Here is a 23,101-nt window from a genome sequence, read left to right as displayed (position 1 = left end):
TCATGAGCCGCTCCAGCTCAAGGCGAACAGGGTTTCACCCGGCAGGTCGAAGCTGACACGGTCGTCGTGACAGGTGAATTGAGCGCTACGACTGCGGTTGTCGGCACCGAAATACACCAGCGCTCCCTTGGCCAGCGGACACGTCGCCCCGCTCAGATCGACACGCTGCAAGCGCACCCCCTTATTGACCCCCAATAAACTCCGCTGGCGTTCGGTGGCCATGGCCAGCACATCGACTTCGAAAGCGTCGTTGTCCAGGCGCATGACATTTTTCAGCCAGTGTTGCTGGATGAATTGCTGGGCCAGGCCTACTGGCTTGAGTTCGAAACGGTCGCCGCCCAACACCCGCACCATGCCTTTGGGGTAGGTCGGCTCGTCGGCGGCCTGGAACCAGTTGAGCATGTCCAGCAACCCATCCTGCGCCGAATTGATGACCACCGAAGTCCACCACAGCGAAGCAAAATGGGTTTCCTGATCATAGGGGCTCAGGCTTGAACCACTGGAGAGGTTGGTTTGATCCAGCAGCAAGGCTTTGCGGGGCCGGCCTTTGGCATCGAGGCCCACCAGCTCGGCGGCACGACGCACGCTATCGCGATAGACCCGCGTCGCCAGCAGGTCGCGAATCATCCATTCGTGCCAGGCGAGGGCGTCGATCTGATCAGCGGATTCGGCCAGCAGGCGCCGTGCCCAATCGATCCCGCGCTTGTCGGCGGCGTTGTCGGCGAACGGGCCGTTGACGAAGCGCGACGTGGCGGGCATGGCAATGCGTACACCGGCCCTGGCGTTGGCCGGATCGCTGCGCACCTGCCGGGCCATGCTGTTGAAAATCGACTGGTAGTCGGCGTAGCTCGAGTAGTTGAGGTTCGGCTCGTCGGCGAACGCGATGTAGTGCGTACCGGTGCCGCCGAGGGCGCGAGTGGCGGCGAGCCAGGCGGCGAGGCCGGCGTTGCTTTGAGTGTCGGCGCGCAAATCCGCCTGACGCTGGCTGCCGGCCAACAGCGTGAGGTTCTGGGTGATGCCGAAGCGGTTCTGATAGAGCTGGCGGAACGCATCTTCGTGATGCGGATTCTGCGCGGTGACGTCAACGAAACTGTAATAGGTGCCCGCCTGAGGCTTGAGGGCGTCGAGCGCTGCGAAACTGGATTGAGGGGGCAGCACGTAGGGCAAATAAATGCCCAGGTTCGGGGTCGGGCCGAGCACTTCTTTGTGCAGGGTCAAGCGGGTCTGGCCATCGTCTTCGCGCAGCGGTTTGAGCTGCTGCGGTTTCTGCGCAAACAGATTCGCCGTGCCATCGAGCCAGAACGCGACTTTGCCGCTGCCTTGCAGGCGCAGGCGCCAGACCTGTTCGTCCTGCGTGACGGGCAATGCGACTTGATCGAACTGCCAATAGGCGCGATGGGGTTTCAACGCCAGCGACAGCTGTTTGCTATCGCTCACGCGCTGGGCCTGCAGGGTGTTGATTCCACCGTGAAATTTGCCGGCCAGGACCGCATGTTCCCCCGGCGCGACCTTGAAATACAGCTCATCGCCGCCGCGGGTTTCGGCGCTGAAATGCACCTTGGCCGGGGCGAACAGCGCCACCGTGCGTTCGTCGTGTTCGATCGTGTAGCGGCGGAAACTGTAGCCCGGGACTTCCAGTCGATAACTGGCGGCACTCGGCGTCAGTGGCCAACTCTGCTGGCCTCGGGTTTCACTGGCGGCGATCAGGCGTTCACCCTTCAGGTTGCCGTTGCCGTCGAGCAGGTACAGACGTTCCTCGTTGGCATCGGCCTGCCACGCCGGAGCCCAGCGAACCGTCAGCGTGTCAGGGCGATCCGGTTGCAGGTACAGGCTGCCGTCGCGAATATCAGCCCAGCGCATGGGCGCTGCCTGGGCGCTCAAACCCAGGCCCAGGCTTAACAGCAGCAAGAGGCGTTTCATGCCGATTTCCGTTGCAGCATCTGAACCATCGGAGCCACATCGCTGGGCAGGATGATCAGGGTTTGCCAGACCGGTACGCCACTCAACCGGCAATACATCACCAGCAGCGCGAGGGTGACCGCCAGGTAGGCGATGGACGATGCCGTCGCGGCGCCGACGATGCCGTAAATCGGGATCAGCAACAGGTTCAGGGCCAGGTTCAGCAACGCGCCGAGGCCCATCAACAGCGAAACCGTGCCGGGACGATTTTTGCCCAGCAAGTCCAGGCGCAAGATGCTCGCATAGCAAAGGCCGAGCAGCCCCGGCAGCAGCGCCAGTAACGCCGGGTAGGCTGGTTGATAGGCAATGCCGAACAGCGTGACGATCAGCCATTCACCGATCACCGCCATGGTCAGGCAGGCACCGAGCATCACCGTGGCGGTCAGGCGTAGCGCCAACGGCGTCAGGCGATCCATACCTTCGTCCTGTTGCAGCAGGCGTTTCATCAGCGGCGTGGTCACTGCTTCCGGGACGATCAGTAATAATTCGGCGGCGGCGCTGGCCATGGCGTAATGCCCCAACGCGGTGCTGCCGAGCAGGGCGCCGATGAACAGGTAATCGGAACGCAGAATCACTTGCTGGAACAGCAGGTCCGGATGGCTGCGAGCGCTGTAGCGCCACAGTTCGTTCTGGCTGGCACGGTCCCATTGCAACTTCAAGGGCTGAGCACGCCTGAGCCAGAACCAGCCGGCCAGCACCACCAGGCTGAGGCCGGCCAGCCAACTGATCAGCGCCGCTTCCAGGGCTGCGTCTTTCCACATCCAGAACAAAGCCAGAAACAGCAGCAATGGCGCCAGGGATTCCACCAGCCGCAAGATATTGAACGCCACCACACCGCCCGACGCATTGTGCAAGGTCAGCAGACCGCTCTTGAGGACGGTCAGCGGCACCGCCAGCAGCAACAGCCAGGCGAGCAATCCCAGTTGCGTGGTGATGTCGAGTTCACCACCGAACTCGCGCACCAGCGCCACCACCAGCAACGTCAGCAAACCCGCCAAAAGGCAACCGAACACCAGCACCTGGCTCAACAACAATCCCATGGACCGTTGCTTGGCCGCCTGATACCCCACCGCCGAATTCAACCCGCCGCTGGTGGCGGCGCTGATCAAATCGGGCAGGGTACTGAGCAACGCAAACAGACCGCGTTCGCTGGGCCCCAGAATCCGCGCCAGCAATACATTGCGCAGCAGCCGCAGGCCAATCATCGCCAATTTGGTGCCCATGCTCAGGGCCAAATGTTTGAGATAGTGATTGCGACTCATGGCCGGGCTCCGCGGTAGATGCGCCAGGACAGCAACTCCGGATTGCGCGCCGTGCGATGGCTGATACCGATTCGCGGCAAGGCCAATGGATCGCTGAGACCACGATAAATCCCGATGTCAGTGCCCAGGGCAAAGGGGAAGTCGTGGTCCGCCACGTGTTCGCGCACCCGCGCATCATGGTTGCCATTGGGGTAGCAATAGACCGGCAGCGGGCGGTTGCAACCGTTGAGCAAGGCATTGCGGCTGCGGCTTAGCTCCTCATCCAGACGTTGATCGTCCAGGTCGGTGAGAATCGCATGACTGGCGCCGTGGGGACCGAAGCGGATCAACCCGCTGGCTTCCATCGCGCGTACCTGATGCCAGTCCAGGGCCTGGGGCAACGACTCCTCAGGGCATTGATCGGTGAGCCGATCCAGTTCGCCCGACGGCAGGTTCTTCAGGCTGTGCAGAAAGTGCAAAAGCGCCAGGCTACGGCGCTGCACATCCAGATCATCGAGCAGCACCGGTAACGGTCGCCCGATCTGTCGCAGGCATTCAATCAAATGCGTCCGGGCTTTTTCACCGTGGCTGCGCCACAGGGTTTCCCCCAGGCTTTCCCACCAGAAGCGTTGACGGCTGCCGATGAAATCGGTGGAGAGAAAAATGCTCGCCGGCATCTGATTCTTTTTCAGCAACGGGAAGGCATTCAGCGCGTTGTCGCGCCAGCCGTCGTCGAAGGTCAGCGCGATTTTCGGTTGTCCGGTGCTGATGACGCCCGGCTGCAAGAGATCCATCAGTGGTACGCAGTCGAAGTTTTTTTTCAACCAGGCGAGCAGATGTTCGAAGGCCTTCGGCCCCACGCACAGCTCATTGCGATGGGGCAGGTCGGCGGCGCGGTCATTGGCCAGCACCCGATGCAGCATCAGGATCACCCCGGCACCGTGCAGTTGGTGACGGCCTACGGGCGAGTTGAGATAAAGCCAGCCACTGGTGCGTTTTAATAATTGTTTGATCGCCATGGCGCGGTCCTTTCAACGATTTTGCTCGGGGTTCCATTGCGCGTACCGCTGGCCGCGCAAGAACTGCCAAAGACCGATACTCATCCCGGCCAGGGTCACCAGAACAAACGCGGCGAGGCGAAAGGGTTTGGGCAAACGGTGTTTCACATCCAGCAGGCCGACGATGGCCATCGCGTAACCGAGCAATTGTGCGATCAGGCTCAGGCGATAGAAGCCATGTACATTCAACAGCCATAAATTGCTCAGCAGTAACGGTACCAACAGGACCGGTGCCAGGCGTCGAATCAACTTGTGGCTGATCAGTGCAATCGCATACAGGCCATACCGCCAAGGGTTCAGCAGCTCTCGGCGCTGGGCCAGGCTTTGCAGACCGCCGACCGTGACGCGCTGGCGACGGCGCCATTGCTTGGCGATTTCGTCGACGCCCTGGTCGCTTACCTGTGCTTGGGGCACATAGACGATGCGTTTGAACGCCACCGGCGCGCAGGTGCTGATAAAGAAATCGTCATTGACCTCCGCCGGCACGCGCTGGAACAACTCGCGGCGCAAGGCGAGCAGGGCGCCGTCGGCGGAGACCATGCAGCCGGTGCGATTTTCCACGTTGCGCAACCAGCCTTCGTAATGCCGGTAAAGGCTGTCGCCCAGGCTCAGGCCCTTGCCCGGTACCGGAATCAACATATGCCCGGCACAGGCCCCGACCTGTGGATCGGCCAGGGGCGCGAGCAACTGGCCGAGGGTGTCGGTCGACCATTGGTTGTCGGCATCGGTGAACACCAGAATCTCACCCGTGCTCAGGGCCACGCCGGCATTCAAAGTGGCCGCCTTGCCCTGACGAGGCAGGTCGAGCACGCTGATACGCGGGTCAATGACTTTGTTGGCGCAGGCCACGGTGTCGTCGGTGGAACCGTCGCTGGCCAGAATGATGTGGAGCGAGCGCGCCTGATAATCCTGGGCGAGCAGGATGCGTAATTTCTCTTCGATATGCCGGGCCTCATTGTGCGCGGCGATGATGATGCTGACACTCAAGGGGGGAGCTGGCGCATGCCGCCGTGCGCGGCACAACGGCGCAATCAGTGTCAGCAGCAGCGGGTAGCCGAGCCAGGCATATACCGGCAATAGCAGGCACAGCCAGAAAATGAATTCAGCCACGGGCCGGCCTCCTGGCATTCCAATGACACAGGCTCAAAATGAGCGCGGCACCGGCCAGGTGCAGGCGCACCCAGTGCAGCCCCCACAATTGCAGCATCAGGCCTGTGTCATGGTGTTTCAGGCTTTGGCGCAGGCTCAGCACCAGCGCTGGCAGGCTGGTGATGAACAGGATGAACAACGCTGCGTTGGGAAAACCATTGAACAGGGCAGACAGCGCGATGAAATCCAGCGCCCAGATGCCCATGGAAAAGGCCGGGAATCGCAGCAAGCGCAGGCTCATTCCCTGGGTGCGCAGCAGTTGCAGGTGACTGCCCTGGCGCCACAACTCCTTGCCCATCCATTCACGCCAACTGCCTTCGTAACCCCAATGCAAGGCAATGCTTTGGTTGACCGCGAGCAATCGCGCGCCGGCTTCGCTCAGGCGCAAGGTGAACGCTTTGTCTTCGCCGGTGCGCAGGGTTTCGTCGAAGCCGCCGACCTTGTCGAACCAGCTGCGACGCATCAGCAGGTTGGCGCTGGGCAGCCATTGCACCGGGTATGAGGCGTCAGTGGTCGGGCGGGCCATGCGGCGTTGCCAGGCCGTGGCAAACCATGGCGCCTGGACAGGGGTGTGCAAGTCCAGGGCGAGGACATCGGCCTGGCCGCCGGACTCGAGTTCCAGGAGCCGCGTCAACCAATCCTCGGGCACCTCGATATCGGCATCGATGAAGCCCAGCCACTGACCCGTTGCCACCGCCGCCCCGCGATTGCGCAGGGCGCCGATCAGCAAGCCGGGCAGTACCAGCACCTGCGCGCCGAATTGGCGAGCGATGTGCGGGCCCTGATCGTCGGAGCCGTTATCGACCACAATCAACTCGCATTCCAGCCGGGCAGCCTCGACGGCTTTTTTCGCGGCAAGCAATGTACGGCCGATGTGGCGGGCCTCGTTGTACATCGGGATGACGAGGCTGATGCGGCTCATGCGCTGGCCTCCGTCGGCAGACGTTCTTCAGCCTTGAGGCGCAACACGAACGTCAGCGCGAGCATGATCCACAGGTATTTGTGATTCGGTGCGCTGAGGAACATCAAAAACAGCAGCAACGACACATAGCTCATGCAAAGGTGCGTGATCAGGTCGGCCTGTTCCCAATTTCGTCGCAGCATCCAGGCGTGACGTGCGCGGACCAGGTTGTAGATTCCCAGGCCCAGCATGCCGACGAACAACAGGCCCGCGGGAATTCCCACTTCGCTGAAGATTTCCAGGTAAGTATTGTGCGCGCGGCGGTACAAGTCGCCGGGCTTGCGGTTGGCGGAAAACACCTTGGCGTAGCCGGTGGTGGCGTAGTGCAGCGGGAAGGTGCCGGGGCCGGAACCGAGTAACGGGTGCTCCTGGATGATCTGGCTGCCGACCAGGATGTACGACGCGCGACGGCCCAGGGATTCGTCCTGGCTCTTGGCACCGGCCTTCAAGATGCTCAAGGACTGGATGCGTGCGATGTAACCGGCCGGCATCGAGTAAATCGCCAGCGGGATCACGATCGCAAGGCCAAGCATGGCAAAACCCAAATGGCGCGGACGGATGCGCGGCAGCTGCGCGCGGTAGTGCCAGGCGCCGATCATCAAGCTGAGAAAAAGCACCACCAGCCCGGAACGTGAATCCGTCTTGGTCATGCCGCCCAGCAGCAAAATGCAGCAGGCGCCCCAGAACAATCGGTGCAACAGGTTCGGGCCACGGATCACCAGTAACAGAGCCAAGGGCACGGCGAAGGCGATCAGCAGGGCAAACGTGTTCGGGTCTTCCAGCAGTCCGGAGGCGCGGCCCTGGTCCTGATACTTGGTGGAAAACATGGCCAGCACGCAGGTCGCGCTGACACTGAGGGTCACCAGCCGGGCGAACATATCGAGGTTCAACTCACGGCCAATCAGCAAGGTGATCACAAACAGTACCAGGCCGACGCTCAGGTCCCGCAAATGACCTTGGGACATGTCCAGGTTATCGGTATTGATCATGCTCAAGAGGTACAACACCATGAACCAGATCAGCAGGCGCCAGATGTTGCTGCGCAGGCGCTCGGACGGAATCTGGTGGATAGCCAATTGCAGCATCACGATCAGCGCCAGTGACGCACCGATGAATTTGGTGCCCGATAGTGCGCTGCCCTTGAAGAAACCTTCGAACGGCACCAGCGCCGCAATGCCCAACAAACCCCAGGCAGGTTTTCGGTACAGCACCGCGACAGCCACCAGGCCCAGAACGGCGCCCGGTGCCAGATAGGGATAAGGGCTGGCCAGCAAACCAAGGCAGACCAGGGCGAGCAGACTGACGATCGAGAGCGGAAAGATCACGCGCGTGCCTCCCGTGCAGTACGGATATAAAGCTGCGACCAGCGTTCGGCCAAGGCCTTCAGGTCGTAACGGTCCAATTGCGTACGTCTTGCGTTGTCGATCAATTCGCAAGCCAGGGCCGGCTCATTCAGCAGCGTATCGATCTGCCGGGCGAGAGCGGTGGTGTCGGCAGGTGTCGCCAGCAGGCCGTTGTACCGGTCCTCCAGCACATCGGGAATCCCGCCCACGCTGAATGCCACCACCGGCACTCCGGCTTGCATTGCCTCCAGCAAAATCATTGGCGTGCCCTCGGTGCGTGAACTGATCACCAACGCATCGAGTTGCTGCCACCACCGGTTCATGTCGGTCTGATAACCCGGCAAGGTGATGCGTTTGTGCAAGCCGGCAGCGGCAATCCGCGCCAGCAGGGTTGCCTGTTCCGGGCCGTCGCCGAGCATCACGGCGTCCAGTTGCGGATGTTGCTGACAGAGCGGAATCAGGGCATCGAGAAACAGGTCCGGGCCTTTCTCGTTGCTCAGCCGACCGACGTAACCCGCCAGCCAGCGCGGGTGTGTGGCCGTGTGCGGTAGCAGGCCGCTGGCCTTTGGCAGACCATTGGGAATCACTTGCAGTTTCTCCGTCCGGACACAGGCCTTGCGGTGCAGCACCGCGATGCTTTCGGCCACGCAAACCACGCGGTCCACCGACGCCGTGCGACACAATTGCAAACTCAGCCAGCCATAAACCCGTTGCTTGCGACTGCGCGGGGTGAAACCGTGCTGGGTAATCACCAACGGCAGATCCAGCAACGTGGCGGCCACCCAGCCAAATAACAGACCCTTGAAATTGTGCGTATTGATCAGCGGCTGTTCAGCCCGCCGCTGACGTAAATGACGCAGCAATTCCCTCAAACCGGTGAAGCTGTGGCAGTCGACCCCAGCCCCGCGAAATCGCGCGATCAGCGCTGGCGGCGCATCGAGAAACAGCACTTGGTGCTGCCCCGGCGTCGCCAGGCAATGGTCCAGTAGCATCCGCTCAGCCCCATAGAAGCCGCCGCTGCTGATCAAATGCATGATCGGCAGGGCGCTGGCGCTGAGCGGCCCGTTCAATGGCGCACCCAATACACGAAGCTATCCACGGTCCAGTTTTTGTGTGGATTGTTCGGCATAACGTCTTGCTCGTTGATCACCAACAGCACCGGCAAGCCCAGTTCATGGGTAATCTGCGCTGGGTGTTTGAAGCGGTGATCGAAGAACTCACGCACGTAGACGAAGGCAATCGCCAGCAGCAAACCGGTGAGCATTCCGAACGGAATGATCAGCATCGGCTTGGGAAACGCCGCATCGGCCGGTTCGTAGGGCGGGCTGAGTACCCGGGCGTTGGACATATCGTTGTCCAGCGAGCGGGAAGTACTGCTTTCGGCAAAACGCTGGGCATAGGTGGAGAACGCGGCATGCAGGGCGTTGATCTCGGTGTCCATTTGCGCCAGCTTGCTTTGAGCCACTTGCAACTGATGGATGCGCTCCTTGAAGTCGGCGATGCGCGCGGTTTTCTGCTTGATCACCGAGGTGACAATCGCCAGGTCGTTGGTGCGCTCCTGAATCCGGTTGCTGACGATTTTCAGGAACTGCTGACGAGTGCGGGAAATCTGCTCACGGGCCAACAGCATCGGTTCACTGCCCGGCTGGAAGATCGCCAGGTCGTTCATGTAGCGGCTGACCTGAGTGGTCAATTGTTCACCGAGCTGTCTGATCTCCCGGTCTTCGAAGGCAATGTTGTCCACCGTGGTGGTGAAGGTGAAGGGGAAGGTGTACTCGCTGAGCCGGGACGTATTGGTCGCAGACGTCAGGGCGGTTTTCAGGTAGTCGAGCCAGCGCTGGCTTTGCAACAGGCGATCCTGATACAGGTTCAGGGCCTGTTCCTCGGTATTGATGGCATTGAGGCGAAAGGTGATTTCTTCCTTCGGATCGGACGAAGCCACGCCTTCGAGCAACGCCAGCCGCGTGCCTTCCAGGCCGTCGAGGCGTACCTGATATTGCTTTTTCTTGGTTTCGTAGAAGCTCTGCGGCAGGTCGATCGATTGCAGTTCCTGACGGCTGGTCAGGTAGTTTTGCAGCAGTGCCGCGACAAACCGGGTGCCTTGGGCCGGATCGCCAAAGTTGTAGACAATGGAGATCACGTTGGAACCCGGTAGCGTTTCGATCGTCAGGTTTTCGATGGCTTGCTGGGTGAAGACATCCAGATCGGTATCGCGCACGGGATCGGTCTCAAGCCCGAATGCATCGCGCACTGGATTGATCACGTATTCACGCAAGGGGGTGGTCACGAAACGCTTGATCGGTTCGGTCACCAGTTTGCTGAAAATCCCGGGGTTGGGCGCGTACTCGCCTTTGTCCCGCAGGTCACTGATGGTCTGACGGATCAAGGCCGGGGAACGCAAGATATTGCTCTCGGTTTCCATGTCTGCCAGTGACGGCGGAATGAACGAGGCATCACCTTGAGTCAGGGACGTGGTGGCGTCTCCCTGGGAGAGTTTTTTGGATTGCACGATCACCTGCGCGGTGATGTCGAAGCTCTGTTTGAGCATCAGCGGCAAGATCAGGGCGATCACTGCAAAGATCAGGAAGACGCGTTTCACCAACTGCTTGTTGGCGAAGAAAATCCTGAAGAACTCATGCAGGTAGTTTTCCTTTGGGTTCATGGTCGGTCACCTGAGCGTTAGTTGTCGCTGTCTTTGTTGTCGACGCGGTAGGCGAATCCGAAGCCCACCCCCTGGAACAACACCACGTCCGCCAGTTGCCGCGCGAGTTCACCGGCGCTGGCCAGTTTGGTCTTGGGCACGTAGAGCATGTCGTCCGGTTGCAGGTAAGCAATCTGCGACGCATCACCGGACAAGGCTTTTTCAACGTCGTAATGCACGGCCTGCACGTGGTTGCCGGTGCGGCGCATGATCACCACCGAATCGAGCCGCGCCTTGACGTTGGTGCCACGGGCCAGGGTCAGCGCTTCGAGCACCGAGACCGGCCGGCGAATCGGGTAGGAGCCCGGTTGCGCGACTTCGCCCAGCACATAGATTTCGTTACCCGACGTGGATTTGAGCATGACGTCGACCTTCATCCGCCCCGGCAATTGCGCGTAGCGTTGATTGAGGAACGTTTCCAGTTGGTTGAGCGTCATGCCTTGCAGCGGCACGGAGCCGATTTCCGGGAAACTCGCATAGCCGTCATTGCCCACAACGATCTCCCGGCTCATGCCGGTAGCGGGGTGGTTCAGGTTGCTCTTGAGGTTTTGCTCGTCGCTCAGCGGGCTGGTCACCAGTACCGTCACCTGATTGCGATTGGGCTGGAACAGGGATTTGCGCTCATAGGCACGCTGGATCTCCTGCCGCGCTTCGACAGCTGTCAGCCCGGCGACTTTCACCGAGGTATTGGCCCCCGGCAGTTCGATGGTGCCGTCGGGCAGCACCCGTTGGGTGCCGTTGAGCTGGCTGGCCGCGGTGAAGTTCAGGGCGACCTGGTCACCGGACTGAATGCGGTAAGCGCCCGAGCTGCTGGTGCTGATGTGAAAGATCACCTCCAGCACGTCCTTGGGCCGCAGGGTCTGTTCGACCTTGGGCATGTCGGTGGCCTGGGCATTGGCCGGCTCGGCCGTGAGGATCTGCACCGGCATCTGCTGGGTTTCACTGGTGCTGGAGCAACCTGCAAGCGGCAGCAACAGCAGGAGAAGCATTTTGGCGTTCATGGCGTCATCCTTTTCTGCGGTTGCCTAGAGGTTTTTGTAGAGCCATTTGGGCATGTAGTACTTGCGCCGGTTGAAGACGCTGCCCACCAGTTTTGCGCCCGCCTGAGTCAGGCGCTGGACTGCGGCCTGAGCCACCTCCCAGCGCGTGTCCTCGGCGCGCACCACCATGATCACGCCATCCACCAAGGTGCTGATCACCAGGGTGTCGGCGGCCGAATACACCGCGTCGCCGTCGATCACCACGAAGCGATAGCGATCGCCCAACTGGTTGAGCAACGGCGCCAGCTGTTCGGTGGTCAGGTGCTCGGCGCCGCGGATGTGCCGCCCGTTCGGCAGGATGTGGAAGGGCAGGCTGGAGACATTCACCAGGCAGTCCTGCAGCAGCGGCGGCGAGGCATTGAACAGCAGGTCGCGAAAGCCGCGCTCTTTGGTCAGCCCCAACTGTTGCGTGAGGTTGCTCTCCGATTGGCTGGCATCCACCAGCAGCACTTGGCCGCTGCTCATCGACGCCAGCTGGCTGGCCAGCGCCAGGGCGCTGGTGGTGGTGCCGGTGCCTGTGTTGGCAGCGGTCAGAAAGAGGATCCGCAGATCCAGGTCAAGCACGGTCGAGGTCAGGTTGGACTCGCTCGGGCTGGCGATGGTCAGGCTTTTATTCGATGAACCGTCCATTTAACTCGCTCCGTGGCCGCTGAATACTTTGAAGGGGGTTTTCAACAGGATCTTCAGATCAAGCAAAAGGCTCTGCTCGGCGATATAGTTGAGGTCCAACTCAACGCGCTGGTCGAAGTCGATATTGCTGCGCCCGGATATCTGCCACAGGCCGGTCATGCCGGGGTAGATGCTCAGGCGTGCAAGGTGGCTGTCTTTGTAGCGATAAGCGTTGAACGAGGTCGGTCGCGGACCGACCAGACGCATGTCGCCGCTGACTACATTGATCAGGTTGGGCAACTCATCAAGGCTGCTGCGCCGCAGGAAGCTACCGATCGGGGTAATCCGTGGGTCGTTGTCGATCTTGAAATCGATGGCATCGGCGCCGTGCTTGTTCAGGTGCCGCAAGGATTCCTTGAGCTCTTCGGCGTTGGTCACCATGGTGCGGAACTTGTACATGCCGAACAGGCGGCCGCGGTAACCGGTGCGCTTCTGCACGAACATCACCGGCCCCGGGCTGCTGAACTTGATGACCAGCGCCAGGCCCAGCAGCACAGGGGACAGCAGCAGCAGAATCACCAGTGCGCCGAGGGATGCAACCACTCGGTTGGTGCGCGACAGCGTCCAGGGCCGACCACCGTCACGGCCGGTCATCCAGCCGCGGCCCTGCATGTGGATCGCCGTGTCCAGGCGCATTCGGTGTTCGGGGTCCAGGCGTTTGTCACGCTGCATGTGATTGAGCAACATGCCTTTTTCATGTCCAGTCATAGAATCCTCCGCTAAAGCCCTTGCGCGAGTGGCGAGTGGGCGTGGCGCAGTGAGTAGTAGTCGCGGAACCAGGCGATGAATCGTCCGAGTCCTTCATCCAGCTCGATCCGTGGCTGGAAACCGGTGGCCTGGGCCAGATCGCTGGCATCGGCGCAAGTGTTGAGCACGTCGCCCGGCTGCAGAGGCAGCAACTCGACGAGGGCTTTTTGTCCGAGGTGTTTTTCCAGCAGCGCCAGGTAGTCCTTGAGCTCCACCGGTTGTTGTCCGCCAATGTTGTAAATGCGCCATGGCGCCATGCTGCTGGCCGGGTCCGGTTGTTCGCGGTTCCAGTTAGGTGCGGCTTGGGGGGCGCGCTCGATCAGACGAACGATGCTCTCGATGATGTCGTCGATGTAGGTGAAATCACGCTGGTGCTGGCCGTAGTTGAACAGCTTCAGCGGCTGCCCTTCGGCAATCGCCCGGGCGAACCGGATCGGCGACATGTCTGGCCGGCCCCAAGGTCCGTACACCGTGAAAAAACGCAAACCGGTGCAGGGAATACCGAACAGATGGCTGTAGCTGTGAGCCATCAGCTCATTGGCTTTTTTGGTCGCGGCATACAGCGACAACGGGTGATCGACGCCGTCCTGGACCGAATAAGGCGTGCGTTGGTTGGCGCCGTATACCGAGCTGGACGAGGCATAGATCAAGTGTTTGACCGGATGGTGGCGGCAGCTTTCGAGGATGTTCAAAAAACCGCTCAGATTGCTGTCGACGTAGGCCCGGGGATTCTCCAGGGAGTAACGCACCCCGGCCTGGGCCGCGAGATGAATCACCACCTCCGGTTGTTCGGCGACAAACAATGCGTCGAGGGCCGTGGCGTCGGCCACATCGACTTTGGCGAGGGGGAAATCGCCGACTTGCTTGCGCACCCAATCCACGCGGTCATGCTTGAGTTGCGGGTCGTAGAAGTCGTTGAAATTATCCAGGCCGAAAACCTCATGCCCGTCGCGCAACAGCCGCAACAGGCAATGGGCGCCAATGAAACCGGCCGCTCCGGTGACGAGTATTTTCATGGCTGTGGCGCCTCGGGAGCGATGTGCCGCAGCCCGATGCCGCTGTAGTGCAAGCCGGCCGCCGCCACGTGTTCGGGGTTGTAGAGGTTGCGCCCGTCGACAATCACCCGCGCGCGCAATTTGCTCGCCAGCAGATCGAAATCGACCACGCGGAAATTCTTCCACTCGGTGCAGATCACCAGCGCATCGGCATCCTCCAGGGTGTCGTCGCGGGTCGCGCACAGGTGCAGGTCATTGCGGTAACCGTAAATGCGCCGGCACTCGGACATGGCTTCCGGGTCGTAAGCCTGGACGCTCGCACCTTCTGCCCACAGCGCTTCCATCAGATAACGGCTGGGGGCTTCGCGCATGTCATCGGTATTGGGTTTGAAGGCCAGGCCCCAAATTGCGATGGACTTGCCGCCCAGCCCATCGGGAAACAGCGCCTGCAGTTTGCTGAAGAGGATGTGCCGTTGGCTGTCATTCACATCGGTGACGCTGCGCAGCAGACGCAAAGACATGCCGTGATGTTCGGCGGTGTGCAGCAGGGCGCGCAGGTCTTTAGGGAAGCACGAGCCGCCGAAGCCACAGCCGGGGTAGATGAAGTGGTAACCGATGCGCGGGTCCGAGCCGATGCCTTTGCGCACCGCCTCAATGTCGGCCCCCAGCAACTCGGTGAGGTTGGCCAGTTCGTTCATGAAACTGATGCGGGTGGCGAGCATTGCGTTAGCGGCGTACTTGGTCAGCTCGGCGCTGCGGTTGTCCATGAACATGAGCTTTTCGCGGTTGCGGCAGAACGGCGCATAGAGTTCGCTCAATTGGTTGCGCGCTTCATCGTCATTGGTACCGACAATGATCCGGTCCGGGCGCATGCAATCGGCCAGGGCGCTGCCTTCCTTGAGAAACTCCGGGTTGGACACTACTCGAGCGTTCAACGCCTCTTTGCCACGGCGTTGCAGTTCTTCATTGGCAGCGCTCGCCACTTGGTCCGCGGTGCCCACCGGCACGGTGGACTTGATGATCAGGGTGCGATCGGACTCCATGAAACCGGCGATTTGCCGAGCGACACTCAGCACATGGCTGAGGTCGGCGGAACCGTCTTCATCGGCGGGAGTGCCCACCGCGATGAAAATCAGCTCGGCGTGTTCAACCGCATCACTGGCCTGGGTGGAGAAGAACAGGCGACCGGCCTTGATGTTGTCTTCCAGTGCGCTGGACAGTCCCGGTTCGCTGATCGGAGGCACGGCTTGTTGCAGTTGCTTGATCTTGTTCAGGTCAATGTCGACGCACAGCACGCGATGTCCGACATCGGCCAATGCAGCGGCTTGTATCAGACCGACGTAACCCGTACCAAATACGCTCACGTCCATATTGGCGTGCCTCGTAAAACGGTGGATGTAACTGATATGAGACTGTCAAAAGGGGTATAGCCCAGCCATGGGAAAGCGAGTCAGCAAAATGACGGGTAACGCGACCCCAAAAACCCCGGTTTCACGGGCTCTTTGCCATCAAGTGCTTGCCACTGCTGGATTTACTGCGGTTTTGAGGGATTTTTGAGGGTGTTGACAAAACGATAAACGGTCGTAAGGCTTGAAACACAAGGGTTACAGGCACTTGAGTGTGTCAGATTCGAGGCAACGTTTTTTTGACGCTTTGGGAAAAAAACCGGCATTTCTTGCGCTTCGAGGGCTCGGTGCTAGTGTCAGAAAATGGCCGACAATCCATTGGCCACGGAGGTGTTGTAATCGCCATGATCCGTTACCTCAAGGAACTGTTGCTGGTTCTGTATTTACTCAAGAATTACGCCGATTACCTCGATCGTCTTGACGCGCTGGGCATGGGTTTTCCTGTGCTGCTGTATGGCGCAATGTTCCTTGTGCTAACGGTGGCGCTGTTCATGACCGCGTACATCCGTCAGACGTTGGTCCGTCATCTGTTCGCGTTGGTGATGTCTGGCTCGGCGGTGTTCTTCGACGTCTATACGCAAGTGACTGCCGGTTACATGACCTACAGCAGTTTTGTGTCGCTGGTGTATTCCGGCGGGTTCATTCAGGAGGCCGCGTACCAGTACCGCGATGCAATCATCAGCGCGATGTTCAGTGGTTTGTTGCTGCTGTTCGGTATCGGGCTCAAGCCGCGTAGACGGGCGCCATTGCCGGGCGCACTGTTGGTGGCGGCGCCCGTGCTTGGGGTGATGATGCTCAGCACTGTGCTGTTCATGCGGGCCGGCGAGGGGGCCCGTGGCTTGCCGATCATGTACACACCGCTGGCCTATCTGAATCTGTTCACCTATGAAGCGCTGCACAACACCGTCGGCCCGCGTGAGCCAGTGAGCCTGACGCGCATTGATCAGCCGGTGGGCCATGACATTGTGCTGATCATCGACGAGAGCATTTCCGGCAACTACCTGGACATCAACACGCCGTTCGGTGTGCACAGCAATCTCAAGGAACCGCGCCCGGGCGTGGACATCTTCAATTACGGCTATGCGGCATCCATCGCCAACTGCAGCGCCGACACCAATGTCACTCTGCGCTACGGCGGCACCCGCACCGATTACATGCGAATCAACAGCACATTGCCCTCGATCTGGCAGTACGCAAAACAAGCCGGGCTGCGCACCGTTTACATCGACGCCCAGCGTACCAGCGGCAACCTGCAGAACCTGATGAACGCCGCCGAGAAAAAGGACATCGACGAGTTCGTGCAATTCGACCGCATCAGCGTGCGTGACCGTGACATGGCCGCGGCGGCCAAGCTGATCGAGTTGCTCAACGACGCTACGCCGCAGCTGGTAGTGATCAACAAGGTCGGTGCGCATTTTCCAGTGCACGACAAGTACCCGGACGCGTTCATGGCTTACCGCCCGACATTGCCGCGTGGACGGTTTGTCGAAGTGGCGGACACGGGCACACGTGATGGTTTCAACGGTCAGCCGGATGATTGGTTGCTGTACCGCAACGCCTACAAAAATACCGTGCTGTGGAATGTCGGCGAGTTCTTCGCACGGGTGTTTGCTCAGGCGGATCTGAGCCATGCGTTGCTGATCTATACCTCCGATCACGGGCAGGATCTGCACGAGCGCGGTAACCCGGGGCTCAATACGCACTGCGGTGACGATCCGGTGGAGGAGGAGGGGTTGGTACCGTTGGTGGTGATTTCCGGCCGCGATTTGCAAACCCTGGACTGGCAGGCGCAATGGCCGGCCAACAAGGATCGCTCCAGTCACTACAACATCTTCCCGACCTTACTGCAGGTGATGGGTTATGACCTGGCGGGGATCGAGGCGGTGTATGGCAAACCGCTGAGTGTGCCGACGGCGGATGAATTCACCTTCAACTATCGCTTCAACGCGCGGCTCGGTGCGGTGCCGGCGTGGAAGTACATTGACCTGAAGAGCATCGTGACGCCGGGTCGGGTGATGCCGAGTGTGGCGGTGGGGCAGTGAGTTTTTCGCTGGGATGACCCGGCCTCATCGCGGGCAAGCCCGCTCCCACAGGTGATTGAGGCGTACCCAAACATCGCATACACCATCGCCCCCGTAGGAGCGAGGCTTGCCCGCGAAGGCGTCAATCCGGTATGCCCACAGATTCTGCGTACACCATCGCCCCCGTAGGAGCGAGGCTTGCCCGCGAAGGTGTCAATCCGGTATGCCCACAGATTCTGCGTACACCATCGCCCCCCGTAGGAGCGAGGCTTGCCCGCGAAGGCGTCAATCCGGTATGCCCACAGATTCTGCGTACACCGGCGCCCCCTGTGGGAGCGGGCTTGCTCGCGATTAACGATAACGCGGTCCCGCTGCCGTCCGCTATCCTAGGCCCACTGCCTTCAACGAGTCTCCCCTCATGCTTTCGGTCCAGGGCGTCTTCAAAAGCTACGCCACCCCCCAAGGCCCGCTGCCGGTATTGCAAGGCGTCGACCTCACGTTGAAACCCGGTAGCAGCCTGGCGCTGATGGGTGAATCGGGCAGTGGCAAGAGCACCTTGCTGCACCTGATCGCCGGGCTGGACAAGGTCGACCGCGGCAGCATCCGCAGCGGCGAGTATCGGCTGGAGCAGATGAGCGAAAGCCAACTGGCGAACTGGCGGCGCACCGAAATCGGTCTGGTGTTCCAGCAGTTCAACCTGATCGGCAGTTTGCGCGTCGAAGACAATCTGGCATTTCAGGCGCGTCTGGCCGGGCGCCACGATCCACGCTGGCAAGCGCATCTGGTGCAACGTCTTGGGTTGGCAGAGTTGCTGCGGCGTTACCCGGAGCAACTGTCCGGCGGGCAACAGCAGCGGGTCGCCCTGGGTCGTGCCCTGGCATCGCAACCCAAACTGCTGTTGGCCGACGAGCCCACCGGCAGCCTCGATGAAACCACCAGTGATGAGGTATTGAAGTTATTGCTGGAACTGCTCGACGACAGCCCGACGACTTTGCTGATGGTCACTCATAGCCCACGGGTCGCCGCACGGCTGGCAGACAAAGTGGTGCTGCACGGTGGCCGACTGGCTGGCGCGGACGAGCGCTGAAATGCGGGTTTTTCGCGAGACGCTACGGGCGTTGCTCAGCCATTGGCGACAGCACCCGGTGCAATTTTTCAGTGTGCTGACCGGGCTCTGGCTCGCCACCAGCCTGCTGACCGGCGTGCAAGCGCTGAACAGCCAGGCGCGAGAAAGCTACGCTCGGGCCAGTCAGCTGATCGGCGGCGAACCGCAAGCCAGTCTCACTGCACCCGGCGGCGGGGTGTTTTCCCAGCAAGTGTTTGTCGACCTGCGTCGTGCGGGTTGGCCGGTATCGCCCGTGTTGCAAGGGCGGGTGACGCTCAAGGGCCATGAAGAGCAGCGTTTGCAGTTGATGGGCATTGAGCCGGTGTCGCTGCCGGCCGGTTCCGCGGTGGCCGGGCGGGCGTTGCCGATCGAGCAGATCGTCGAGTTTTTCACCCCGCCGGGCAGCACCTGGATTTCCCCGCAGACTTTGCAGGCGTTGGGCTTGCGCGAAGGCGAAACCCCGATGGCCCAGAGCGGGGTTACCTTGCCGCCGTTGCGTGCCCAGACCGACATGGCGCCCGGTGTGTTGCTGGTGGACATCGGTTTCGCCCAACAGATTTTGCAGTTGCCCGATCAACTGTCACGCCTGCTGCTACCCAAGGATTTCACCGCGATCCTGCCTGATGGGCTCAAGGGCCAGCTTCAGTTCAATAGCAGCGGTGAAGAAAACAACCTCGCACGCCTGACTGAGAGCTTCCACCTGAACCTCGATGCCTTGGGTTTTCTGTCGTTCGTGGTCGGCCTGTTCATCGTTCATGCGGCGATCGGCCTGGCGCTGGAGCAACGCCGAAGCTTGCTCAGAACCTTGCGCGCCTGTGGGGTCAGTGCGCGTCTGTTGATTACCTGCCTTGCTGTCGAACTGGGTGGCCTGGCGCTGATCGGTGGAATCGCCGGCGTTGTCAGTGGCTATCTGCTGGCTGGCGTGCTGCTGCCGGATGTGGCCGCCAGCCTGCGCGGTCTGTATGGCGCCGAAGTGCCGGGACAATTGAACCTCAGTGCGCTGTGGTGGTTCAGCGGTATTGGCTTGAGCCTGCTCGGTGCGTTGCTGGCCGGCGCCAACAGTTTGCTGCGGGCGGCGCGTTTGCCGTTGCTGGCATTGGCCAATCCGCAAGCCTGGCATCAGGCCCACGCACGCTGGTTGCGGCGCCAGGGTTGGGTCGCGGTGATAGCGGCGCTCATCGCGTTATTGGCGTTGATCTTCGGCGACAGCCTGAGCAGCGGCTTCGTACTGATGGCCGCGTTGTTGATCAGTGCCGCACTGGCCTTGCCGGTGGTGTTGAACAGTGTGCTCAACGGGGTGCTTGGGCGCAGCCATTCGGTACTCGGCCAATGGTTTCTCGCCGACTGCCGCCAGCAACTGCCGGCCCTGAGCCTGGCCTTGATGGCGCTGTTGCTGGCGTTGGCGGCAAACATCGGCGCTGGCAGCATGACCGCCGGTTTTCGCCAGACGTTCAGCAACTGGCTGGAACAACGCCTGACCGCCGAGCTGTACCTCAATCCGCAAAATCCCGCCCAGGCTCAAGAACTGCACACCTGGCTCAAGCAACAACCTCAAGTCAGCGCAGTGCTACCGAACTGGCAGGTATCGATCCAGTTGCAAGGCTGGCCGACGGATATCTTTGGCGTAATCGATCACCCGACGTATCGTCAGCATTGGCCCCTGCTGGAAGCCTTGGGCGACAATCCCTGGGAGCGACTGGCCAACGATGACGCGCTCATGCTCAGCGAACAACTGGCCCGGCGGTTGAAGGTACGGCTCGGTGATCACCTGACGATCCCCACGCCGAATGGTCCATGGTCGCCACGGATCGTCGGGATATACGCCGACTACGGCAATCCCAAAGGGCATCTGCTGGTCAACATCAATCATCTATTGCGCGGCTGGCCGCAATTGACGCCCAACCGTTTCAACCTGCGCATCGACCCGGCGTCGATTCCCGGCTTCCTGGCCGCGCTGCAAACCCGGTTCAACCTGGATGACAGCCGCATCGTCGATCAGGCCCGGCTCAAAGGCTGGTCCACGCAAGTGTTCGAACGCACCTTCGCCGCCACCGCCGCGCTCAACAGCCTGACGCTGTGCGTTGCAGGCGTGGCGCTGTTCATCAGTTTGCTGACCCAAAGCCAGAGCCGTCTCGGGCAACTCGCGCCCCTGTGGGCTTTGGGCGTGACCCGGCGCCAATTGATGCTGCTGAACCTCGGGCAAACCTGGTTGCTGGCGGTGTTGACGCTGGTGCTGGCATTGCCCTTGGGTATCGCGTTGGCGTGGTGCCTGGACACGGTGATCAACGTTCAGGCTTTCGGCTGGCGCCTGCCATTGCGGGTGTTTCCGTTGCAGCTGTTGCAGTTGATGGGCCTGGCCTTGCTCGCGACATTACTCGCTTCAGCGTGGCCGTTGTATTCGCTGTATCGCACGCAACCGGCGGATCTATTGAGGACGTTTGCTCATGAAGATTAAGGCTGGCCTGTGGTTATTGGCCGTGTTGCTGAGCGGATGCGACAACACACCTGCGCCGGAAAAAGGCTTCGCCGGCCTCGGTCATCAGGCCGAGGCATTTACCCCTGTGGTACCCGGGCGAGTCTTCAATTTTCCGGCGGATCACGGCCCCCACGATGGCTTTCGCATCGAATGGTGGTACGTCACTGCCAACCTCAAGGACGATCAGGGCCAGGAATTCGGCGCGCAATGGACACTGTTTCGCAGCGCCTTGAAAGCGACGCCCGAGCAACCCGGCTGGGGCAATCAGACCATCTGGCTGGGCCATGCCGCCGTGACGTCCGCCACGGCACACCATGCCGCCGAACGCTACGCCCGAGGCGGCGTTGGCCAGGCCGGCGTGAGCCTGGCGCCGTTCAAGGCATGGATCGACGATTGGCATTTGAGCAGTCAGGCCAGCCATGAAGACCCTCTGGCGGACTTGCAACTCAGCGCCCACGACAAGGCTTTCAGCTACCAGCTTCGACTGACCTCCACACGCCCACCGGTGCTTCAGGGCGACAAAGGCTTCAGCCAGAAATCCGAACAAGGCCAGGCGTCGTACTACTACAGCCAGCCGTTTTTCCAGGCCAGCGGCACATTGCAAATCGATGGCAAAACCTACGCCGTCAGCGGCCCGGCCTGGCTCGATCGCGAGTGGAGCAGCCAACCCCTGACCGCCAACCAGACCGGCTGGGACTGGTTCTCCCTGCACCTGGACAGCGGCGAACAGGTCATGCTCTACCGCATGCGGCAAAAGGACGGCGCGCCATACCTCACCGGCACCTGGATCGATGCCCAAGGGAAAACGCAGTTATTGCATGCCGACGACATCAGCCTCACGCCTCAGGAAAAGACCAATGTCGCTGGCCGCTCGATGCCAGTGAGCTGGTCAATAAAAATCCCCGCCAGACACCTCGAGATCACCATCAGCGCCCTCAACCCCAAGGCCTGGATGGACCTGCGCATACCGTATTGGGAAGGACCGGTTCGGCTCAGTGGCAGTCATGGCGGGCAGGGGTATCTGGAGATGACCGGCTACTGATCCGGAACTCTCGGCGCCACGCCGTTTTCCTACGTAATGAAGCCCATTCATGGGAGCCCGCCATGAGCAACGACCTCAAACCGCCCACCCTTGCCACATGGCAGCGGCTGTTCGACGACAAAGCCTACTGGCAGCAATCCCCCGACGCGCATTACAGCGAACTGCTGCGCATCGCCGACGATCTGCTAGGGCAGGGCGCCATCAACCTCGATCAATGGCAAATTCTCAAGACCAAGGCCGATCAATCCCACAAAGACTCGCCCGCCGTGAACGTCGCCCATGAAGTTGACGATCCCGAAGCCTGAGGACATCCCCATGAATCCCAAACCGACCACTCCCTCACAAAACCCCGACGAACCCCGGCCACCAGGCGAAGTCGAGCGCGACAACGACGCCCTGCGGCCCACCGACCCGACCCGGCGCAAGGAAAGCGGTAAAGGCACAGAGAGCGGCGAATCCACCGCGCAAGAAACTGCGGAAACTCCCTGATCCGCGTCTATGCTCATCGACAACAGACGGCTCCGCACCTGGATTGAGAGCTGTCTGCTGCCATCCATCACAGGGAAAGTAACGCTTATGAAGCTCAACGCACTGACCAAAGCCATCACCCTCGCCACGCTCCTGTCCACTGCCAGCCTTAGCGCCATTGCCGCAGACATCCCGCTGTCCGCCGTTGTGGAAGCCGATCAGGTCGTCACCAAAGTCCTGGCGGTCGACGCCGCCAAACGCCAGGTTGTCCTCGAAGGCGCGGAAGGACGGCAGGTCCATGTACAACTCAGCGACAAGGCCAAAAACCTCGGCAAACTGAAAGTCGGTGATCAGGTCAATGTCGAAGTCATCCGCTCGGTCGCGGCCTATCTCGACACCAACATCGACAAAGGCTTGCCAGGCTCTATCGAACACACCGGCGAAATCCGCGCCAGCAAAGACAACCCCAACCCCGGCGGCGAAGCCTTCCGTCAGGTACAGGTTCAACTGAAAATCACCCACATCGACCTGAAGAACAATCAGGTCACCTTCCAAAACCCGGCCGGCCAATCCAAAACCGTCAACGTCGAAAGGCCTGAAGTCCAGGCGAAATTGAAAGATCTGAAAGTGGGGCAGAGCGTTGTGGTGACCTATACCGATGTGCTGAAAGTCACCAGCCAACACCCAAGCTGATCATTACTTGTACCTGTTGATTGTTCT

The 23,101-nt window shown here is 60.8% G+C and carries 20 protein-coding genes; 7 read left to right on the top strand and 13 right to left on the bottom strand.

Features of this window, described 5'->3' with window-relative positions; genetic code table 11:
* The 13 genes from BZL43_RS07870 to BZL43_RS07810 are packed head-to-tail and all read right to left on the bottom strand — an operon-like array spanning nucleotide 1 to nucleotide 15,233.
* Nucleotides 1-1,920: a hypothetical protein gene (locus BZL43_RS07870; protein ID WP_095631780.1), complete on the bottom strand. Its 1,920-nt coding sequence runs from the start codon at nucleotides 1,918-1,920 to the stop codon at nucleotides 1-3.
* Nucleotides 1,917-3,221 carry a lipopolysaccharide biosynthesis protein gene (locus BZL43_RS07865; RefSeq protein ID WP_095631779.1) on the bottom strand — a complete coding sequence of 435 codons (1,305 nt, stop codon included), beginning with the start codon at nucleotides 3,219-3,221 and terminating at the stop codon, nucleotides 1,917-1,919. Before BZL43_RS07865 ends, BZL43_RS07870 begins: the two co-directional genes overlap by 4 nt.
* Nucleotides 3,218-4,219 (bottom strand): polysaccharide deacetylase family protein, encoded by a 1,002-nt coding sequence (locus tag BZL43_RS07860; protein WP_095631778.1) that lies wholly within the window; start codon nucleotides 4,217-4,219, stop codon nucleotides 3,218-3,220. The genes BZL43_RS07865 and BZL43_RS07860 overlap by 4 nt, the downstream gene beginning before the upstream one ends.
* 12 nt (nucleotides 4,220-4,231) lie before the next feature.
* Nucleotides 4,232-5,368 carry a glycosyltransferase gene (locus tag BZL43_RS07855; RefSeq protein WP_095631777.1) on the bottom strand — a complete coding sequence of 379 codons (1,137 nt, stop codon included), beginning with the start codon at nucleotides 5,366-5,368 and terminating at the stop codon, nucleotides 4,232-4,234.
* Entirely contained in the window at nucleotides 5,361-6,329 is a 969-nt protein-coding gene (locus BZL43_RS07850) for a glycosyltransferase family 2 protein (protein WP_095631776.1), read from the bottom strand. Before BZL43_RS07850 ends, BZL43_RS07855 begins: the two co-directional genes overlap by 8 nt.
* Nucleotides 6,326-7,693 (bottom strand): O-antigen ligase, encoded by a 1,368-nt coding sequence (locus tag BZL43_RS07845; protein WP_095631775.1) that lies wholly within the window; start codon nucleotides 7,691-7,693, stop codon nucleotides 6,326-6,328. Before BZL43_RS07845 ends, BZL43_RS07850 begins: the two co-directional genes overlap by 4 nt.
* A complete protein-coding gene (locus tag BZL43_RS07840) occupies nucleotides 7,690-8,745 on the bottom strand; it encodes a glycosyltransferase family 4 protein (RefSeq protein WP_371916204.1) in 1,056 nt (351 codons plus the stop codon). The genes BZL43_RS07845 and BZL43_RS07840 overlap by 4 nt, the downstream gene beginning before the upstream one ends.
* A 32-nt stretch (nucleotides 8,746-8,777) precedes the next feature.
* Nucleotides 8,778-10,373, bottom strand: coding sequence for a Wzz/FepE/Etk N-terminal domain-containing protein (locus tag BZL43_RS07835; protein WP_095631774.1), 1,596 nt, complete (start codon nucleotides 10,371-10,373; stop codon nucleotides 8,778-8,780).
* A gap of 17 nt (nucleotides 10,374-10,390) precedes the next feature.
* Nucleotides 10,391-11,413, bottom strand: a complete 1,023-nt coding sequence (locus BZL43_RS07830; protein WP_095631773.1) for a polysaccharide biosynthesis/export family protein — start codon at nucleotides 11,411-11,413, stop codon at nucleotides 10,391-10,393.
* Between the two features lie 24 nt (nucleotides 11,414-11,437).
* Nucleotides 11,438-12,082 carry a CpsD/CapB family tyrosine-protein kinase gene (locus BZL43_RS07825; protein ID WP_095631772.1) on the bottom strand — a complete coding sequence of 215 codons (645 nt, stop codon included), beginning with the start codon at nucleotides 12,080-12,082 and terminating at the stop codon, nucleotides 11,438-11,440.
* On the bottom strand, nucleotides 12,083-12,829 hold the full coding sequence (locus tag BZL43_RS07820) for a sugar transferase (protein ID WP_095631771.1): 747 nt from the start codon (nucleotides 12,827-12,829) through the stop codon (nucleotides 12,083-12,085).
* An 11-nt stretch (nucleotides 12,830-12,840) separates the two neighbouring features.
* Nucleotides 12,841-13,884, bottom strand: a complete 1,044-nt coding sequence (locus BZL43_RS07815) for an NAD-dependent epimerase (protein ID WP_095631770.1) — start codon at nucleotides 13,882-13,884, stop codon at nucleotides 12,841-12,843.
* Entirely contained in the window at nucleotides 13,881-15,233 is a 1,353-nt protein-coding gene (locus BZL43_RS07810) for a UDP-glucose/GDP-mannose dehydrogenase family protein (protein ID WP_095631769.1), read from the bottom strand. The genes BZL43_RS07815 and BZL43_RS07810 overlap by 4 nt, the downstream gene beginning before the upstream one ends.
* A gap of 380 nt (nucleotides 15,234-15,613) precedes the next feature.
* Between BZL43_RS07810 and BZL43_RS07805 the strand changes: the two genes are divergently transcribed.
* From BZL43_RS07805 to BZL43_RS07780, 7 genes are all read left to right on the top strand, one after another.
* On the top strand, nucleotides 15,614-17,311 hold the full coding sequence (locus BZL43_RS07805; RefSeq protein WP_095631768.1) for a sulfatase-like hydrolase/transferase: 1,698 nt from the start codon (nucleotides 15,614-15,616) through the stop codon (nucleotides 17,309-17,311).
* Between the two features lie 397 nt (nucleotides 17,312-17,708).
* A complete protein-coding gene (locus tag BZL43_RS07800; protein WP_095631767.1) occupies nucleotides 17,709-18,377 on the top strand; it encodes an ABC transporter ATP-binding protein in 669 nt (222 codons plus the stop codon).
* Nucleotide 18,378: 1 nt separating this feature from the next.
* A complete protein-coding gene (locus tag BZL43_RS07795; RefSeq protein WP_095631766.1) occupies nucleotides 18,379-20,850 on the top strand; it encodes an ABC transporter permease in 2,472 nt (823 codons plus the stop codon).
* Nucleotides 20,840-21,913, top strand: a complete 1,074-nt coding sequence (locus tag BZL43_RS07790; protein ID WP_095631765.1) for a lipocalin-like domain-containing protein — start codon at nucleotides 20,840-20,842, stop codon at nucleotides 21,911-21,913. Before BZL43_RS07795 ends, BZL43_RS07790 begins: the two co-directional genes overlap by 11 nt.
* A gap of 62 nt (nucleotides 21,914-21,975) precedes the next feature.
* On the top strand, nucleotides 21,976-22,218 hold the full coding sequence (locus tag BZL43_RS07785; protein WP_095631764.1) for a hypothetical protein: 243 nt from the start codon (nucleotides 21,976-21,978) through the stop codon (nucleotides 22,216-22,218).
* 10 nt (nucleotides 22,219-22,228) lie between these two features.
* A complete protein-coding gene (locus BZL43_RS28245) occupies nucleotides 22,229-22,402 on the top strand; it encodes a hypothetical protein (RefSeq protein ID WP_168185070.1) in 174 nt (57 codons plus the stop codon).
* Between the two features lie 87 nt (nucleotides 22,403-22,489).
* Nucleotides 22,490-23,074, top strand: coding sequence for a hypothetical protein (locus BZL43_RS07780; RefSeq protein WP_095631763.1), 585 nt, complete (start codon nucleotides 22,490-22,492; stop codon nucleotides 23,072-23,074).
* The last annotated feature ends 27 nt before the right edge of the window (nucleotides 23,075-23,101 follow it).

Origin of the sequence: Pseudomonas sp. PICF141 (assembly GCF_002286815.1) — a bacterium.
Lineage (GTDB): Bacteria > Pseudomonadota > Gammaproteobacteria > Pseudomonadales > Pseudomonadaceae > Aquipseudomonas.
The sequence above is the reverse complement of the archived record's forward strand: the minus strand, read 5'-3'. Positions and strand labels throughout refer to the sequence as shown.

Bases quoted from the DNA above. Each gene is read 5' to 3' on its own strand.
- BZL43_RS07870 (WP_095631780.1), bottom strand. From the start codon at position 1,920: ATGAAACGCCTCTTGCTGCTGTTAAGCCTGGGCCTGGGTTTGAGCGCC.
- BZL43_RS07865 (WP_095631779.1), bottom strand. From the start codon at position 3,221: ATGAGTCGCAATCACTATCTCAAACATTTGGCCCTGAGCATGGGCACC.
- BZL43_RS07860 (WP_095631778.1), bottom strand. From the start codon at position 4,219: ATGGCGATCAAACAATTATTAAAACGCACCAGTGGCTGGCTTTATCTC.
- BZL43_RS07850 (WP_095631776.1), bottom strand. From the start codon at position 6,329: ATGAGCCGCATCAGCCTCGTCATCCCGATGTACAACGAGGCCCGCCAC.
- BZL43_RS07840 (WP_371916204.1), bottom strand. From the start codon at position 8,745: ATGCATTTGATCAGCAGCGGCGGCTTCTATGGGGCTGAGCGGATGCTA.
- BZL43_RS07835 (WP_095631774.1), bottom strand. From the start codon at position 10,373: ATGAACCCAAAGGAAAACTACCTGCATGAGTTCTTCAGGATTTTCTTC.
- BZL43_RS07830 (WP_095631773.1), bottom strand. From the start codon at position 11,413: ATGAACGCCAAAATGCTTCTCCTGCTGTTGCTGCCGCTTGCAGGTTGC.
- BZL43_RS07825 (WP_095631772.1), bottom strand. From the start codon at position 12,082: ATGGACGGTTCATCGAATAAAAGCCTGACCATCGCCAGCCCGAGCGAG.
- BZL43_RS07820 (WP_095631771.1), bottom strand. From the start codon at position 12,829: ATGACTGGACATGAAAAAGGCATGTTGCTCAATCACATGCAGCGTGAC.
- BZL43_RS07815 (WP_095631770.1), bottom strand. From the start codon at position 13,884: ATGAAAATACTCGTCACCGGAGCGGCCGGTTTCATTGGCGCCCATTGC.
- BZL43_RS07810 (WP_095631769.1), bottom strand. From the start codon at position 15,233: ATGGACGTGAGCGTATTTGGTACGGGTTACGTCGGTCTGATACAAGCC.
- BZL43_RS07805 (WP_095631768.1), top strand. From the start codon at position 15,614: ATGATCCGTTACCTCAAGGAACTGTTGCTGGTTCTGTATTTACTCAAG.
- BZL43_RS07800 (WP_095631767.1), top strand. From the start codon at position 17,709: ATGCTTTCGGTCCAGGGCGTCTTCAAAAGCTACGCCACCCCCCAAGGC.
- BZL43_RS07795 (WP_095631766.1), top strand. From the start codon at position 18,379: ATGCGGGTTTTTCGCGAGACGCTACGGGCGTTGCTCAGCCATTGGCGA.
- BZL43_RS07790 (WP_095631765.1), top strand. From the start codon at position 20,840: ATGAAGATTAAGGCTGGCCTGTGGTTATTGGCCGTGTTGCTGAGCGGA.
- BZL43_RS07785 (WP_095631764.1), top strand. From the start codon at position 21,976: ATGAGCAACGACCTCAAACCGCCCACCCTTGCCACATGGCAGCGGCTG.
- BZL43_RS28245 (WP_168185070.1), top strand. From the start codon at position 22,229: ATGAATCCCAAACCGACCACTCCCTCACAAAACCCCGACGAACCCCGG.
- BZL43_RS07780 (WP_095631763.1), top strand. From the start codon at position 22,490: ATGAAGCTCAACGCACTGACCAAAGCCATCACCCTCGCCACGCTCCTG.